Annotated in this window: 13 protein-coding genes, 2 rRNA genes, 1 pseudogene and 1 riboswitch (1 of these 17 cut by a window edge); of the genes and pseudogenes, 2 read left to right on the top strand and 14 right to left on the bottom strand. The window is 38.7% G+C overall.

Annotated features, from left to right (window positions below):
* Positions 1 to 9 precede the first annotated feature (9 nt).
* Both MHB74_RS01800 and MHB74_RS01795 read left to right on the top strand, forming a co-directional pair.
* Complete coding sequence (locus MHB74_RS01800; RefSeq protein WP_001085171.1) at positions 10 to 174, top strand: toxin-antitoxin system HicB family antitoxin; 165 nt, start codon at positions 10 to 12, stop codon at positions 172 to 174.
* Between the two features lie 108 nt (positions 175 to 282).
* A pseudogene (locus MHB74_RS01795) lies at positions 283 to 766 on the top strand (DUF4362 domain-containing protein).
* A 70-nt stretch (positions 767 to 836) separates the two neighbouring features.
* On the opposite strand, the gene purD reads toward MHB74_RS01795, so the two are convergent.
* From purD to MHB74_RS01725, 14 genes are all read right to left on the bottom strand, one after another.
* Positions 837 to 2,108, bottom strand: a complete 1,272-nt coding sequence (gene purD, locus MHB74_RS01790; RefSeq protein ID WP_061679440.1) for a phosphoribosylamine--glycine ligase — start codon at positions 2,106 to 2,108, stop codon at positions 837 to 839.
* A 378-nt stretch (positions 2,109 to 2,486) separates the two neighbouring features.
* Positions 2,487 to 4,022, bottom strand: a complete 1,536-nt coding sequence (purH, locus tag MHB74_RS01785; RefSeq protein WP_061680302.1) for a bifunctional phosphoribosylaminoimidazolecarboxamide formyltransferase/IMP cyclohydrolase — start codon at positions 4,020 to 4,022, stop codon at positions 2,487 to 2,489.
* A gap of 24 nt (positions 4,023 to 4,046) precedes the next feature.
* A complete protein-coding gene (gene purN, locus MHB74_RS01780) occupies positions 4,047 to 4,634 on the bottom strand; it encodes a phosphoribosylglycinamide formyltransferase (protein WP_000088565.1) in 588 nt (195 codons plus the stop codon).
* Positions 4,631 to 5,671 (bottom strand): phosphoribosylformylglycinamidine cyclo-ligase, encoded by a 1,041-nt coding sequence (gene purM / locus MHB74_RS01775; RefSeq protein WP_061680301.1) that lies wholly within the window; start codon positions 5,669 to 5,671, stop codon positions 4,631 to 4,633. Before purM ends, purN begins: the two co-directional genes overlap by 4 nt.
* Before the next feature lie 101 nt (positions 5,672 to 5,772).
* Positions 5,773 to 7,188, bottom strand: coding sequence for an amidophosphoribosyltransferase (gene purF / locus MHB74_RS01770; protein ID WP_061680300.1), 1,416 nt, complete (start codon positions 7,186 to 7,188; stop codon positions 5,773 to 5,775).
* Positions 7,173 to 9,392, bottom strand: a complete 2,220-nt coding sequence (gene purL / locus MHB74_RS01765; protein ID WP_061680299.1) for a phosphoribosylformylglycinamidine synthase II — start codon at positions 9,390 to 9,392, stop codon at positions 7,173 to 7,175. The genes purF and purL overlap by 16 nt, the downstream gene beginning before the upstream one ends.
* Positions 9,376 to 10,059 (bottom strand): phosphoribosylformylglycinamidine synthase subunit PurQ, encoded by a 684-nt coding sequence (gene purQ, locus MHB74_RS01760; protein ID WP_048375606.1) that lies wholly within the window; start codon positions 10,057 to 10,059, stop codon positions 9,376 to 9,378. Before purQ ends, purL begins: the two co-directional genes overlap by 17 nt.
* Entirely contained in the window at positions 10,056 to 10,310 is a 255-nt protein-coding gene (purS, locus tag MHB74_RS01755) for a phosphoribosylformylglycinamidine synthase subunit PurS (protein WP_000278820.1), read from the bottom strand. The genes purQ and purS overlap by 4 nt, the downstream gene beginning before the upstream one ends.
* Positions 10,303 to 11,022 carry a phosphoribosylaminoimidazolesuccinocarboxamide synthase gene (purC, locus tag MHB74_RS01750; protein WP_061680298.1) on the bottom strand — a complete coding sequence of 240 codons (720 nt, stop codon included), beginning with the start codon at positions 11,020 to 11,022 and terminating at the stop codon, positions 10,303 to 10,305. The genes purS and purC overlap by 8 nt, the downstream gene beginning before the upstream one ends.
* An 88-nt stretch (positions 11,023 to 11,110) precedes the next feature.
* On the bottom strand, positions 11,111 to 12,418 hold the full coding sequence (gene purB, locus MHB74_RS01745) for an adenylosuccinate lyase (RefSeq protein WP_061680297.1): 1,308 nt from the start codon (positions 12,416 to 12,418) through the stop codon (positions 11,111 to 11,113).
* Positions 12,415 to 13,566: a 5-(carboxyamino)imidazole ribonucleotide synthase gene (purK, locus tag MHB74_RS01740; RefSeq protein ID WP_061680296.1), complete on the bottom strand. Its 1,152-nt coding sequence runs from the start codon at positions 13,564 to 13,566 to the stop codon at positions 12,415 to 12,417. Before purK ends, purB begins: the two co-directional genes overlap by 4 nt.
* Positions 13,563 to 14,048 (bottom strand): 5-(carboxyamino)imidazole ribonucleotide mutase, encoded by a 486-nt coding sequence (purE, locus tag MHB74_RS01735; protein ID WP_000839367.1) that lies wholly within the window; start codon positions 14,046 to 14,048, stop codon positions 13,563 to 13,565. The genes purK and purE overlap by 4 nt, the downstream gene beginning before the upstream one ends.
* Before the next feature lie 110 nt (positions 14,049 to 14,158).
* A riboswitch (purine riboswitch) is annotated at positions 14,159 to 14,260 on the bottom strand.
* Between the two features lie 431 nt (positions 14,261 to 14,691).
* Positions 14,692 to 14,807: ribosomal RNA gene (gene rrf / locus MHB74_RS01730) — 5S ribosomal RNA — on the bottom strand.
* Positions 14,808 to 14,855: 48 nt separating this feature from the next.
* Positions 14,856 to 15,418, bottom strand: a 23S ribosomal RNA gene (locus MHB74_RS01725); it runs 2,359 nt beyond the window's last position.

The raw sequence follows: 15,418 nt of genomic DNA, 5'->3' as shown, positions 1-15,418 counted from the left end.
TAAATCATTATGGCTAAAAAGAAAAGCTTTCCATTACGTATTGATCCTGAATTACACGCTGTCATCGAAAAATGGGCGAATGATGAGTTTCGTAGCGTCAATGCACACATCGAATATTTGCTTCGAGAAATGGCAAAGCAAAAAGGAAAATTAAAAAAAGATAAAGATGCATAAAAAATCCCGCTGAGAAATCAGCGGGATTTTTTTAATACAATGATGATGTTTTCTTTGTAACTATATTGTAAAATGCAAATATAACATTATTAATAGAGGTGGTTCGCTTTGCCTACAAAACATTACTATAAAAAAACGAGTTTATTCATCATTGTACTACTCTCATTCAATCTTGTCGCTTGCTCAAATAAACGACCAACGATCGATACATCCAATAAAGAATATAGTTTTGAAACCGCAAAAAAATATGGTGATGTCATTCAAAAGAATGACACAGTTTACAATATCGAAAAATTAGATGCCTTCATTAAAAAATATAATTCAAATAAGAGTCATGCCATTCGCATCACCCGATTTAACGAAAAAGATGAACCTCTCATCATAGATTTAACGGTAAAAAAAGGGAGAGAGACAACCTCTTTGTATTATGATGTTGATTACTCAAAAATAAGCGACCGAAATACAGAAAACAAAGAAATTCGATATTCCAATAGTAGTTGCCAAAAAAATTCCAAAGAAAGTTTCATCAACAACAATAACTTATCAATTACAATGCCCTGACATTATTGATCTTGTAAAAGTTCCTAAATAAAATAACATGAAAAGCGGAGAATGACCTACATCATTCTCCGCTTTTCTTACCACTAAAAAATTTAATATTACTAGCTTCTCATCATCTCATGCCCAATTGCACGATATCCTATATCACTTCGGTAAAATAGACCATCACTCTCAATTTTGCCGATTTCTTTATATACCTTATCTTTCGCTTCTTGTAAACTATTTGCCTTACAAGCAACAAATAGTACACGGCCACCGTTTGTTACAAAGTCACCATGCTTCATCGCTGTGCCTGAATGGAAAACAATTACATCTCGCAATGCGTCTAATCCGTTAATAATGTCACCTTTTTTATATGCTTCTGGATATCCTTTCGAAGCAAGTACAACACCAATTACTGCTTCCTCTGACCATTGTAACGTTAACTCACTTTCATCTAATACAGCGTTACATACATCAACTAAATCATTTTCTAAGCGAGGTAATACTACTTCTGTTTCAGGATCGCCAAAGCGGGCATTAAATTCAATTACCTTTGGGCCATCATTTGTTAAAATAAGTCCCGCATATAAAATCCCTGTAAATGAACGGTTTTCTGCAATCATCGCTTTAGCAGTTGGATGTAATACCGTTTTTATCGCCTCTTGAACTGCTGATTCTGGAATTTGTGGTACTGGAGAGTACGCGCCCATTCCGCCTGTATTTGGACCTTTATCACCATCAAAAGCTCGTTTATGATCTTGCGCAATTACCATCGGATGCACAGTTGTCCCATTCACAAATGCCATTAATGAAAATTCTTGTCCATCTAAAAACTCTTCAATAACAACCTTCTTACTTGCTTCGCCGAACTTTACATCTTGTAACATTTCCTTCGCAGCTTGTAGTGCCTCTTCAAGTGTCATTGCTACTGTTACACCTTTACCAGCAGCTAATCCATCTGCCTTAATAACAATCGGTGCACCAATTTTTTGAATGTACTGTACTGCTTCTTCATAATCTGTAAAAGTTTCATATGCCGCAGTTGGAATATCATACTTTTTCATCAATTCTTTCGTAAAAGCCTTACTACCTTCAATAACAGCCGCCGCCTTATTTGGACCAAATACACGAAGTCCCTCTTCTTTAAAACGATCAACAATTCCATTCATAAGTGGAATTTCTGGTCCAACGAAAGTTAATTCAACATGATTCTCTTTGGCAAATAGAACTAATGCATCAAAATCATTTTCATCAATATCAACTGGTGTTGCAACATCGCGCATACCTTCATTACCCGGTGCTACATATACCTTTTCCACCTTTTCAGATTGCGCAAACTTCCAAGCTAAAGCATGCTCACGCCCACCACGTCCGATTACTAAAACATTCATATTTCATCCCCCAATACTTAAATAAGTACAAACTAGAAGCTATGCTCCTAGTTTGTTTTCATATCAATAAAAGTTTAAAAAGGAGGATCAAGAGAACCGAGCAGGTCGAGGCGCATTTGACAGGAGGACACGGAGTGTAGTTTTCCTACATGAGTACCGCACTGGCAATGCAACGACGACATGCGACAGTTATCTTGACCGGACCTTTTAAACATCCATATCAATAAAGGTTTAAAAAGGAGGATCAAGAGAACCGAGCAGGTCAAGGCGCATTCGCCAGGAGGACACGGAGTGTAGTTTTCCTACATGAGTACCGCACTGGCAATGCAACGACGACATGCGACAGTTATCTTGACCGGAATTTTTAAACATCCTCTATTAGTGTTTGAAATGACGTACGCCAGTGAACACCATAGCAATCCCATACTTATCTGCCACTTTGATAGAATCTTCGTCACGGATTGATCCGCCTGGTTGAATGATTGCTGTAATTCCTGCTTTTGCTGCTTCTTCTACTGTATCTGGCATTGGGAAGAAAGCATCAGATGCAAGTGCGCTACCTTGTGCCTTTTCGCCAGCTTGTGTAATTGCGATTTTCGCAGAACCTACACGGTTCATCTGTCCCGCACCTACACCAACTGTCATGTTATCATTCGCTAAAACAATTGCATTTGATTTCACATGTTTTACAACTTTCCAAGCTAGTTTTAAATCTTTCCACTCTTGCTCTGACGGTTCACGTTTTGTCGGAATTGAAATTGTACTTTCATCTAATGATAACGTATCTTCCTCTTGAACAAGAAGACCACCTTGTACAGAAGTTAATTTTTTACTTGCACTTGTCGATTTTTCAATATCTACAGTTAGTAAGCGTAAGTTCTTCTTGCTTTGCAATACGTCTAAAGCTTCTTGTGAGAACGAAGGAGCGATAACAATTTCTAAGAAAATTTCATGTAACTTTTCAGCTGTAGCTTTGTCAATTTCACGATTTGCTGCAATAATACCACCAAAAATGGATACTGGATCTGCTTCATAAGCGCGTGTGTATGCTTCATGAATATCAGTTCCTACTCCAACACCACATGGATTCATATGTTTTACCGCTACTACTGCTGGTTCTGTAAATTCTTTCACGATACTAAGCGCTGCATCTGCATCGTTAATATTGTTATAAGATAATTCTTTACCGTGTAATTGTTCTGCGTATGCAACAGAAGAAGTTACAGCGAATGGTGCTTTATAGAATGTTGCTTTTTGATGTGGATTTTCTCCATAACGTAAATCTTGTTTTTTCTCAAATGTCACTGTTAATGTTTCTGGGCTTTCTTCACCCATTTGCTCTGTTAAATAGTTAGAGATTAACGCATCATATGCCGCTGTATGGCGGAATACTTTCGCTGCTAATTTACGTTTCGTTTCTTCTTTTACTTCACCGTTCTCTTTCAGTTCTGTTAATACAACATCGTAATCTACTGGATCTACAATTACCGATACAAATTTATGATTTTTCGCAGCAGAGCGAATCATTGTTGGACCACCGATATCAATATTTTCAATTGCATCAGCAAATGTTACATCAGGCTTAGCGATTGTTTCTTTGAATGGGTATAAGTTAACAACAACATAATCAATTGGCTCCATACCTAACTCATTCATTTGCGCTACATGCGTTTCATTATCGCGAACTGCTAATAGACCACCATGAATATTTGGATGTAATGTTTTTACACGACCATCCATAATTTCCGGGAACCCAGTTACTTCAGAAATACCGATTACTTGTAAGCCGTTTTCTTCAAGTAATTTTTTCGTACCACCTGTTGATATAACTTCAATCCCTTGTTCTAGTAAACCTTTAACAAATTCTACTACTCCTGTTTTATCTGAAACACTTACTAATGCACGCTTTTTCATCTATCCTTCACCCCTGGTTGTATGTTAGTTAACAGTTGGTTCTTTCACAGATTGAACAATTTGATTCACTGTATTTACGTATAATTTATGTTCAACTTGTTGAATTTTCTTTTGTAAGCTTTCTCTCGTATCCCCTTCAGAAACAACTACCGCTTCTTGCGCAATAATTGGCCCTGTATCCATACCTGCATCTACATAATGAATCGTTACTCCAGTTACTTTTACACCTGCTTCTAACGCTTGACCAACAGCATCTTTCCCTGGAAAACTCGGCAGTAGTGATGGATGAATATTAATAATCCTTCCGCCGTAAGCTTCTAATAAAGTCGGTCCAATTAAACGCATATATCCAGCTAAAATAACATAATCAATTTCATACTCTTCTAGCTTCTTTAATATTTCTTTTTCAAACGCTTCTTTTGATCCATATGCTTTCGCTGAAAAAGCGAAACATGGGATATGATGATAATGTGCTCGTCCAACAGCGCGTGCTTCTGGTTTATCACATACTAATAAACTAATATCGGCGTCTAATCTTTTTTCTTCTACCGCATTGATAAGAGATTGAAAGTTAGAGCCGCTCCCAGAAGCAAAAACTGCTAATCTACTCATAGTGCCGCTCCCCCATTAAAGGTAACGCCAGCCCCTTGTACAGTACGTCCAATAATACTAGCTATTTCTCCTTGCTCTTCAAGTAGACGAACGATATCTTTTGCCTCTTCTTCCTTCACCGCTACTACCATACCAATACCCATGTTAAAAATATTGAACATTTCTTTCTCTTCTAGTTTTCCAACTTCTTGAAGTAAACTGAAGATCGGTTGAATTTTCCAAGATCCTAATTCAATTTCTGCACCGATTCCTTCTGGTAACATACGTGGAATATTTTCAATGAATCCGCCACCTGTAATATGCGCCATACCGTATACTTCATATTTCTTCAATAGTTCTAAAATAGGTTTGACATAAATTTTCGTTGGTTTTAATAATTCTTCACCAAGAGGTAGTTCTAAACGTCCGTAAATGCGATCTAAAGATAGTGCTCCATCTTCTAGTAATACTTTTCGTACTAAAGAATAGCCGTTACTATGAATACCGCTAGATGCTAAGCCAATTAATACGTGACCAGCTTCAATTTTTTCACCTGTTACAATTTTCTTTTTATCAACAATACCAACTGTAAAACCAGCTAAATCGTATTCTTCCGTAGAATACATCCCTGGCATTTCAGCTGTTTCTCCACCAATTAATGCACAACCAGCTTGGCGACAGCCCTCTGATATACCTTTGACGATGTTTTCAATTTTACTAGGTTCAGCTTTACCACAAGCAATATAATCAAGGAAGAAAAGCGGCTCTGCTCCTTGGACAACAATATCATTTACACACATTGCTACTGCATCAATACCAATTGTGTCATGTTTATCTGCCATAAAAGCGAGCATCAATTTCGTTCCCACGCCATCTGTTCCAGATACTAATACAGGTTCTTCTAATGCAAATTTTGATAGATCAAACATACCTCCAAAACCGCCTAAACCGCCTAGCACTTCTTTTCTCATTGTTGTTTGTACGTGTTTTTTCATGCGAGATACCGCTTCATATCCAGCTTCAATATCTACTCCTGCTTGCTTATATGCATTCGCCATCGTTATCTACACCTCGTCTTTTAATTTCTCCCTATCTAGGGCCGGCCGTTGTAAGAAAGAAGCTAGCTTCTACATCAAAAGAAGTAGAAGCCTTTTTCTTCTTATTTCATACTTTCTAAAAGCTCTTGCTCATAATCATAAAGAGCTGTTGGGTAATCTCCATTGAAGTACGCCATACATAGACCGCCATATTTCCCTTCATATGGACGTCCAATTGCATCTACTAATCCATCTTCACTTAAAAATGTTAATGAGTCTGCACCGATTATTTCACGAATTTCTTCTACTGTATGATTTGCTGCAATTAATTCTTTTCTCGTTTGAATATCAATGCCATAGAAGCATGGATATTTCAGAGGTGGTGACGCAATTCTTACGTGAACTTCTGTCGCTCCAGCCTCACGAAGCATACGAACAATTCGTTTACTCGTTGTTCCTCTTACGATAGAATCGTCAATCATAACAACTCGTTTTCCTTCAACTACACCTCTTACTGCTGAAAGCTTCATCTTAACCCCTTGCTCTCGCAGTTCTTGAGAAGGTTGAATAAACGTACGTCCAACGTAACGATTTTTAATTAATCCTAACTCATATGGAATACCTGTTGCCTCCGCATAACCAATTGCTGCCGAAATACTAGAGTCTGGCACGCCAGTAACAACATCAGCTTCAATAGGAGCTTCTACCGCCAAACGTTTTCCCATGTTTTTACGTGCTGCATGGACGTTAATACCTGCAATGTTAGAATCTGGACGTGCAAAGTAAATGTACTCCATACTACAAATTGCATGATCTACTTCATTTGTAAAACGATCTACGTGAATTCCTTCATCATTGATGATAAGTAGTTCACCTGGTTCTACATCACGAATGTATGTTGCACCTACTACATCGAAAGCACATGTTTCCGATGCTACAACGTAAGCATCCCCCATCTTTCCAATTGAAAGAGGACGGAATCCATTCGGATCTAGCGCAACGATCATTTCATTTCCAGTTAGTAAAAGATATGCAAACGCACCTTTCACTTTATTTAGAGCCTCTTTTACACTCTCAATTAATGAATCTTTCGTACTACGTTTAATAAGATGTAAAAGTACTTCTGTATCTGAACTTGTTTGAAAAATACTTCCCTCTGCTTCTAATTCGCGGCGAAGCATTTTTGCATTAATTAAGTTTCCGTTATGAGCTAATGCCATACTATGATCAGAAAAACGGAATAATAATGGTTGAACGTTAGCAACTTCACTTCCGCCAGCTGTCGCATATCGTACGTGTCCAATTGCTGATTTTCCGTTTAAGCCTTCTAGCTCACCTCTTGAAAATACTTCCGATATTAAACCTAACCCCTTGTGACCGACAATTTTCTCACCATTATTTACGACGATGCCTGCGCCTTCTTGTCCACGGTGCTGCAAACTATGCAATCCGTAATACGAAACTTGTGCTGCATTTTCATGCCCCCAAATTCCAAAAACGCCACATTCTTCATTTAACCCCTTTATTTCAGCAAGCATGGGATTGCCCCTTTCCAAGCCTTTCTCATTTCATCTACATTTGCTGTAAGTAATACTTCATTTTCTTCATTATGAATTGTTACTTCATTTGTATTTGTCACTTCTCCAACTTGAATTGCTTCTACCGCTTTCTCGAACGCTTCCTTATTTTCACGTTTTACAGTTATAACGAAGCGAGATTGTGATTCAGCGAATAATACGGCTGTTGCTTCTCCATCTAATTTCACAGTAGCACCTAAGCCCTTAGCACCAATCGCACTTTCTGAAATCGCAACTGCTAAACCACCTTCTGCAACATCATGAGCAGATTGAACAAGGCCAGCTTGAATCGCTGCTAATACTTGTTTTTGACGCTTTAATTCTACATCTAGATCGATGCTTGGTGATTGACCGAAAATTTTGCCGTGAATCATTTTCTGTAATTCACTTCCACCAAACTCAGCTTTCGTCTCTCCAATTACATAAACTAAATCGCCAGCTTGCTTAAATTCTTGTGTTGTTACATGTTTTAAATCGTGTACAAGTCCAACCATCCCAACTGTCGGTGTTGGATATACAGCTTCACCACTACGTTCGTTATACATTGATACGTTTCCGCCGATAACTGGCGTTTGTAATGTACGACAAGCTTCACTCATACCATCTACTGATTTCTCAATTTGCCAGAAGATCTCTGGTTTTTCTGGATTACCGAAGTTTAAGCAATCTGTAATTGCAAGTGGCTCTCCCCCAGAACATACGATATTACGTGCTGCCTCTGCTACTGCAATTTTACCGCCCACTTCTGGATCTAAATAAATGTAGCGAGAGTTACAATCTGTCGTCATTGCTAATCCTTTTTCCGTACCGCGTACACGTACAACTGCTGCATCTGAACCTGGTGTAACAACTGTGCTTGTGCGAACTTGATAATCATATTGATCATAAACCCACTCTTTACTTGCAATCGTCGGTTGTTGTAATAGAGCGAATAACGTTTCTTTATAATTTTCTACTTTTGGTGTTTCCATTTTCATTGCCTGGAATTCAGCAAAGTATGCTGCTTCTTTTGATGGTTTATGATAAATCGGTGCTTCTTCTGCAAGAGCATCAGCTGGTACTTCAGCTACCTTTTCACCTTTATGGAATAAGCGAAGCATTTTGTCTTCCGTTACTTTCCCCATCGTAACGGCTGCAAGGCCATACTTCTCAAATAAATCTACTATCTCTTGCTCTCTACCCTTTTTCACAACAATTAGCATACGTTCTTGTGATTCAGATAGCATCATTTCATATGGTGTCATTCCTGTTTCACGCTGCGGTACATCATCTAAGTACATTTCAATACCCATTCCCGCTTTACTTGCCATTTCTGCAGAAGATGATGTTAAACCAGCTGCACCCATATCTTGAATTCCAACAAGTGCATCCGACTGAATAAGTTCTAAGCAAGCTTCAATCAGAAGTTTCTCCATAAATGGATCTCCTACTTGAACTGCTGGGCGCTTCGCTTCTGAGCTTTCAGATAACTCTTCAGATGCGAATGTTGCACCGTGAATACCGTCACGACCAGTTGATGCTCCTACGTACATTACTGTATTTCCAGCACCGTGCGCTTGCCCTTTTTTAATATCTTCGTGGTTAATTAAGCCTACGCACATTGCATTTACAAGTGGATTTCCTTCATAACATGGATCAAACTGTACTTCGCCGCCAACAGTCGGAATGCCGATACAGTTACCGTATCCTGCAATCCCTGCTACTACTTCTTCGAATAAATATTTCACACGTGGTGACTGTAATTCACCGAAGCGAAGTGAGTTTAATAGAGCTACTGGGCGTGCTCCCATAGAGAATACGTCACGGATAATACCACCAACGCCTGTTGCTGCTCCTTGATATGGTTCAATAGCAGATGGGTGGTTGTGACTTTCCATTTTAAATACAACCGCTTGATTATCACCGATATCTACAATTCCAGCACCTTCCCCAGGTCCTTGCAGAACGCGCTCACCTGTTGTTGGGAATTTTCGAAGTACTGGTTTTGAATTTTTATAACTGCAATGTTCAGACCACATAACAGAGAATAATCCTGTTTCTGTATAATTTGGCAGACGACCTAAAATCTTTTCAACCATGGCAAACTCTTCGTCTGTTAGCCCCATTTCCGCATATATGCGCTCTTCTTTAATTTGTGTTGGATTTGGTTCAAGCATTAACGACATATGTTTCCCTCCACTGTTTTAAGATAGATTGAAAGACTTTTAACCCTTCAGCACCGCCAAGTAATTCGTCTACAGCACGCTCTGGGTGTGGCATCATACCAAGTACATTTCCTTTTTCGTTTACAATACCAGCAATATCTGAAACGCTTCCATTCGGATTTTCTACGTAACGGAATGCGATTTGATTATTCTCTTCTAATCTTTTTAGCGTTTCTTCATCACAATAGTAATTACCCTCACCATGCGCGATTGGAATATTGATTACTTCATCTTTTTCATATTGTGATGTAAACATCGTTTCATTATTTTCAACTCGCAACTGAACAGTGCGACACATGAATTTTAAGTTTTCGTTTCTCATTAACGCTCCTGGTAGTAATCCTGATTCAACAAGAATCTGGAATCCATTACATACACCTAAAATCGGCTTTCCTTGCTCAGCAGCTTTTTGCACTGCTTTCATTGCATTCGCAAAGCGAGAAATAGCACCGCAGCGTAAGTAGTCACCGTAAGAGAATCCACCTGGTAGTAAGATTGCATCATATTCATCTAAATTCTCTGTATCGTGCCAAACGTAATCTACTTCTTCGCCGAGCTCATCTTTAATTGCATGGAACATATCAACATCACAGTTCGAACCTGGAAATACTATTACGGCAAATTTCACTGTGCGACAACCTCCTCAACTTCATAACGGAAGTCTTCCATTACAACGTTTGCTAATAGTTTTTCACACATTTCTTTTACCTTTGCGTCAAGGTCAGATACCGATTTATCAATTGTTAGTTCCATGTATTTTCCGATTCGAACGTCTTGTACTTCTGTAAATGAAAGACTATGAAGTGCTCCTTTTACCGCTGTTCCTTGTGGATCTAATACGCTTTCTCTTAATGTTACATATACCTTAACTTTATACATGTGAAATTCCCCCTAAACGTTTTAAAATCTCTTCATAAGCATCTGTTAAATTTCCAAGATCGCGACGGAATACGTCTTTATCAAACTTTTCATTGCTCGTTTCATCCCATAAACGGCAAGTATCTGGTGAAATTTCATCCGCTAAAATAATTTTTCCCTCTTCCGTTACACCAAACTCTAATTTGAAATCTACTAATCTTACACGACAGCTTGCGAAATGATCAATCAACACTTGATTGATTTGTAGAGCCATTTCTCGTAATACGCTTACTTGCTCTGGCGATGCAACGTTTAATACACGAATATGATCTTCCGTTACAAGCGGATCTCCTAAATCATCATCTTTGAAGTAAAATTCTACGATTGGTTCTGCAAGTACAGTTCCCTCTTCCATTCCTAATCGTTTTGAAAGACTTCCTGCAATTACATTTCTTGTGACAACTTCTAAAGGAATAATACTCACTTTTTTAACAAGTTGCTCTATCTCAGATAACTTCTCAACAAAATGTGTTTTAATTCCTACTTCTTGTAACTTTCTGAACAATAAAGTTGTAATCTCATTGTTCAAACGACCTTTTCCTGTAATCGTCTCTTTTTTCTCCCCATTGAAAGCAGTCGCACTATCTTTATACTCTACCCAAACCATATCTGCTAATTCTGTACGATAAATTCTTTTTGCCTTACCTTCATACAGCAATTCTAGCTTTTGCATTTCGCAAGCCCCCTGTAGTTTGAAAAATGTGAATAATGTTTTTATAAAGAATGGCACAGAATGACTCTATTCTGTGCCATATGAAATTTTACGCTTCGTTTAATCCTAGGCGTTCAAAGATTGTATCAACGTGTTGCATATGATGCTCATAGTTGAAGCATTCATTAATTTCTTCTTGTGTTAATTTGCTCGTAATACGCTCATCAGCTTCTACAAGGTCTTTAAATTGTACTTGTGTTTCCCAAGCTTCCATCGCTTTAGGCTGTACGATATCATAAGCTTCTTCACGTACCATACCTTTATCGATTAGTGTAAGCATTACGCGCTGTGAATAAATTAAGCCGTATGTTCTTGTCATATTGCGTTTCATATTCTCTGGGTATACAGTTAAGTTTTTAACGATATTACCAAAGCGATTTAACATGTAATTTAACGCGATTGTAGCATCTGGTAAAATTACGCGTTCTGCTGAAGAGTGAGAAATATCACGCTCATGCCATAATGGAACATTTTCATAAGCTGTCATCATATAACCACGGATAACACGAGCTAAACCAGTCATGTTTTCAGATCCGATTGGATTACGCTTATGTGGCATTGCAGAAGAACCTTTTTGGCCTTTTGCGAAAGCTTCTTCAACTTCACGTGTTTCACTCTTTTGTAAACCACGGATCTCAACTGCCATCTTTTCGATAGATGTTGCAATTAGTGCAAGTGTTGACATGTAATGAGCATGGCGATCACGTTGCAATGTTTGTGTTGAAATTGGCGCTGCTTCTAAGCCTAAGTTTTCACAAACATACTTTTCTACGAATGGATCGATATTTGCGTATGTACCAACCGCACCAGATAATTTACCAACGCGAACTGTATCAGCAGCTTGTTTGAAACGCTCTACGTTACGTTTCATTTCTTCATACCAAAGACCAAGTTTTAAACCAAATGTTGTTGGTTCTGCATGAACACCGTGTGTTCTTCCCATCATGATCGTGTACTTATGCTCTTTCGCTTTGTTAGCTAAAATGCTTACAAAGTTTTCTAAGTCTTTTAATATGATTTCATTCGCTTGTTTTAAGATATAAGATAACGCTGTATCTACTACGTCTGTAGATGTTAAACCGTAATGAACCCATTTACGTTCCTCACCTAATGTTGGTGTTTCTGATACAGCACGAGTGAATGCAACTACATCATGACGTGTCTCTTTTTCAATTTCATAAATACGATCAATATCAAATGATGCATGCTCACGAATTTTTTTAACATCTTCTTTTGGAATATCGCCAAGCTCAGCCCATGCTTCACAAGCTAAAATCTCAACTTCTAACCACGCTTTAAATTTGTTCTCTTCCGTCCAAATTGCACCCATTTCTGGGCGTGTATAACGACTAATCATTTTTTTCCCTCCAACAGTTGTTCTTGATGGTCCCAAATATGCAAACTCTTCGCTTTTTCTAGAGCGACTTCAATATTATCATTTAAAATATTAACATGCCCCATTTTTCGCTGCGCTTTTGCTTCTTCTTTTCCATACAAGTGTAAATAGCACCCGGTTAATCTATTCACTTGTCTTAGGACCCCTTCTATATGTTCGCCTAAAATGTTTACCATGACAACTGGTTTTAACAAATTTGTTTCTCCAAGAGGTAAATTACAGATTGCTCGAATATGTTGACCAAACTGACTCGTTTCACATGCATCCTGTGTATAGTGTCCTGAATTGTGAGGTCTTGGCGCTAATTCATTAATGTAAATCTCACCATCAGCTGTAGCAAACATCTCTACCGCTAGTGTTCCCACAAGTTCTAGTTCATCCGCGAGCACTTTTGCATAAGCAATTGCTTTTTGAGAAAGTTCTTCTGTAATGCGCGCTGGAACGATAGATTCATGCAAAATGTTATTTACATGAATATTTTCCGCTACCGGAAATACTTTCGTTTCACCACTTACACTACGAATGACAATAACTGATACTTCTTTTTCAAAAGGCACCCATTTCTCTAAAATACACTCTGCTGCATTTGCAAGCTCTCGCGCCTTATCAACGTCAGCTTCACTTCTTAAAACAACTTGCCCTTTCCCATCATATCCACCTGTCGTTGTTTTTAAGACGGAAGGATATGATAACTCGGCGATTGCTTCAGTAAGCTGCTCTTGCGTTTGAACCAATCTATACGTTGCTACTGGTAATCCCGCTTTTTCAATTGCATTCTTTTCTGTAAAACGATTTTGCGTTTTACTTAACAACTGACTGCCTTGCGGTAAATAAGCATGTTTTTCTAGCCATTGTAAACATCTATAATCAATATTCTCAAATTCATATGTGACGACATCACTGATCTCTGCTAAATGCTGAATTGCTTTTAAATCATCATATGATGCAACAATTTCAATATCAGCAACTTGCGCACATGGTGAATTTTTTGTAGGATCTAAAACAGCAATTTTATATCCCATCTCCTTAGCTGCCAATGCCATCATTCTTCCTAGCTGGCCGCCTCCAATAATGCCGATTGTTTTTCCAGGTAAAATGATTCTCGTCATACTAGCTCACTACCTTCGCGCACATCTTTTTCAATTGCTTCTCTTCTCAATTCTAATGCATCATGTATATCATCATGGAATGATCCGAGTATTTGTGCAGCAAGTAAACCAGCATTTGTTGAACCAGCCTTACCAATTGCAACAGTTGCAACCGGAACCCCTCCTGGCATTTGGACGATGGATAATAATGAATCTAAGCCGTTTAACGCTTTTGATTGAACTGGAACTCCGATTACAGGAAGATTCGTCTTCGCTGCAACCATTCCTGGTAAATGCGCTGCTCCACCAGCTCCAGCAATAATAACTTTCAATCCACGTTCACGAGCCGTTTCTGCATATTCAAACATATAATCCGGAGTCCGATGAGCTGATACAACTTTTTTCTCATACGGTATATTTAATTCATCTAAAATGTCACAAGCATATTTCATTGTTTCCCAGTCTGACGTGCTTCCCATTATGACTCCAACTAGTGATTTCATATTAGAATCCCCCCGATTCAAATAAAAAAAGCCTGAAATAGAACAGTTTCTCTTTTACTATGAGAGAAAGTGCTCTACTCAGGCATACGTATCCCTTGTGAATAGAAAAATACCGAGTGACTTTCCCTCATAGTCTAACGAATAACGGTCGTTAGGTAGAGACTTGCAGGCCATATCCCCGCGATTATATGAGGTCTTATATATTATTCTTTCTATGGCTATATTAACAATATTTCATAAACAATGTCAATAAATAATCGAATGTTTTTTTATTACTTACCAATAACGTTCGTGTTTTAGTTATATTCAAAAGGATAATTGTAACTATATGCAAGAAGGATAAGAAATTAGAATATATATTTCTAGAGATCTATCTTACATATAATCGTTTATATTCATTTAAAAGGGAGAACAATAACAAAAAAACAACTACACTCTTTCTCATTTATTCCTTTGTATTGCAGTCATTGCTGAAATGATCGAATACCCCTTTATACCATCACACTTTTAACGTTTCCTATCATAGAGATTATTTTAGGAGCACTCGGAAAATCTGAATATCCTTATTTTCATTCTTTTTTATTCTTTAAGGTTATATAAAAATAAACACAAAAAAACCTAAGTCGAATCGACTTAGGTTTTTGCTTGGCGACGTCCTACTCTCACAGGGACAAGGTCCCAACTACCATCGGCGCTAGAGAGCTTAACTTCCGTGTTCGGTATGGGAACGGGTGTGACCTCTCTGCCATCATCACCAAACTATGAAGGCATATTCCTTCAAAACTAGATAACATTGCTACATATTATATGGTTAAGTCCTCGATCTATTAGTATTCGTCAGCTCCACATGTCACCATGCTTCCACCTCGAACCTATCAACCTGATCATCTTTCAGGGATCTTACTAGCTTACGCTATGGGAAATCTCATCTTGAGGGGGGCTTCATGCTTAGATGCTTTCAGCACTTATCCCTTCCGCACATAGCTACCCAGCTATGCCCTTGGCAGAACAACTGGTACACCAGCGGTGCGTCCATCCCGGTCCTCTCGTACTAAGGACAGCTCCTCTCAAATTTCCTACGCCCACGACGGATAGGGACCGAACTGTCTCACGACGTTCTGAACCCAGCTCGCGTACCGCTTTAATGGGCGAACAGCCCAACCCTTGGGACCGACTACAGCCCCAGGATGCGATGAGCCGACATCGAGGTGCCAAACCTCCCCGTCGATGTGGACTCTTGGGGGAGATAAGCCTGTTATCCCCGGGGTAGCTTTTATCCGTTGAGCGATGGCCCTTCCATGCGGAACCACCGGATCACTAAGCCCGACTTTCGTCCCTGCTCGACTTGTAGGTCTCGCAGTCAAGCTCCC

The sequence above is a fragment of the Bacillus sp. FSL K6-0069 genome, assembly GCF_038007785.1.
Lineage (GTDB): Bacteria > Bacillota > Bacilli > Bacillales > Bacillaceae_G > Bacillus_A > Bacillus_A mobilis.
This window is presented reverse-complemented; position numbering and strand designations above follow the sequence as displayed.

Coding starts and splice junctions, on each gene's coding strand:
- purN (WP_000088565.1), bottom strand. CDS start 4,634: ATGAGTAGATTAGCAGTTTTTGCTTCTGGGAGCGGCTCTAACTTTCAA.
- purE (WP_000839367.1), bottom strand. CDS start 14,048: ATGAAATCACTAGTTGGAGTCATAATGGGAAGCACGTCAGACTGGGAA.
- purK (WP_061680296.1), bottom strand. CDS start 13,566: ATGACGAGAATCATTTTACCTGGAAAAACAATCGGCATTATTGGAGGC.
- purM (WP_061680301.1), bottom strand. CDS start 5,671: ATGGCGAATGCATATAAGCAAGCAGGAGTAGATATTGAAGCTGGATAT.
- purF (WP_061680300.1), bottom strand. CDS start 7,188: ATGCTTGCTGAAATAAAGGGGTTAAATGAAGAATGTGGCGTTTTTGGA.
- purL (WP_061680299.1), bottom strand. CDS start 9,392: ATGTCGTTAATGCTTGAACCAAATCCAACACAAATTAAAGAAGAGCGC.
- MHB74_RS01800 (WP_001085171.1), top strand. CDS start 10: ATGGCTAAAAAGAAAAGCTTTCCATTACGTATTGATCCTGAATTACAC.
- purB (WP_061680297.1), bottom strand. CDS start 12,418: ATGATTAGTCGTTATACACGCCCAGAAATGGGTGCAATTTGGACGGAA.
- purC (WP_061680298.1), bottom strand. CDS start 11,022: ATGCAAAAGCTAGAATTGCTGTATGAAGGTAAGGCAAAAAGAATTTAT.
- purH (WP_061680302.1), bottom strand. CDS start 4,022: ATGAAAAAGCGTGCATTAGTAAGTGTTTCAGATAAAACAGGAGTAGTA.
- purS (WP_000278820.1), bottom strand. CDS start 10,310: ATGTATAAAGTTAAGGTATATGTAACATTAAGAGAAAGCGTATTAGAT.
- purD (WP_061679440.1), bottom strand. CDS start 2,108: ATGAATGTTTTAGTAATCGGACGTGGTGGGCGTGAGCATGCTTTAGCT.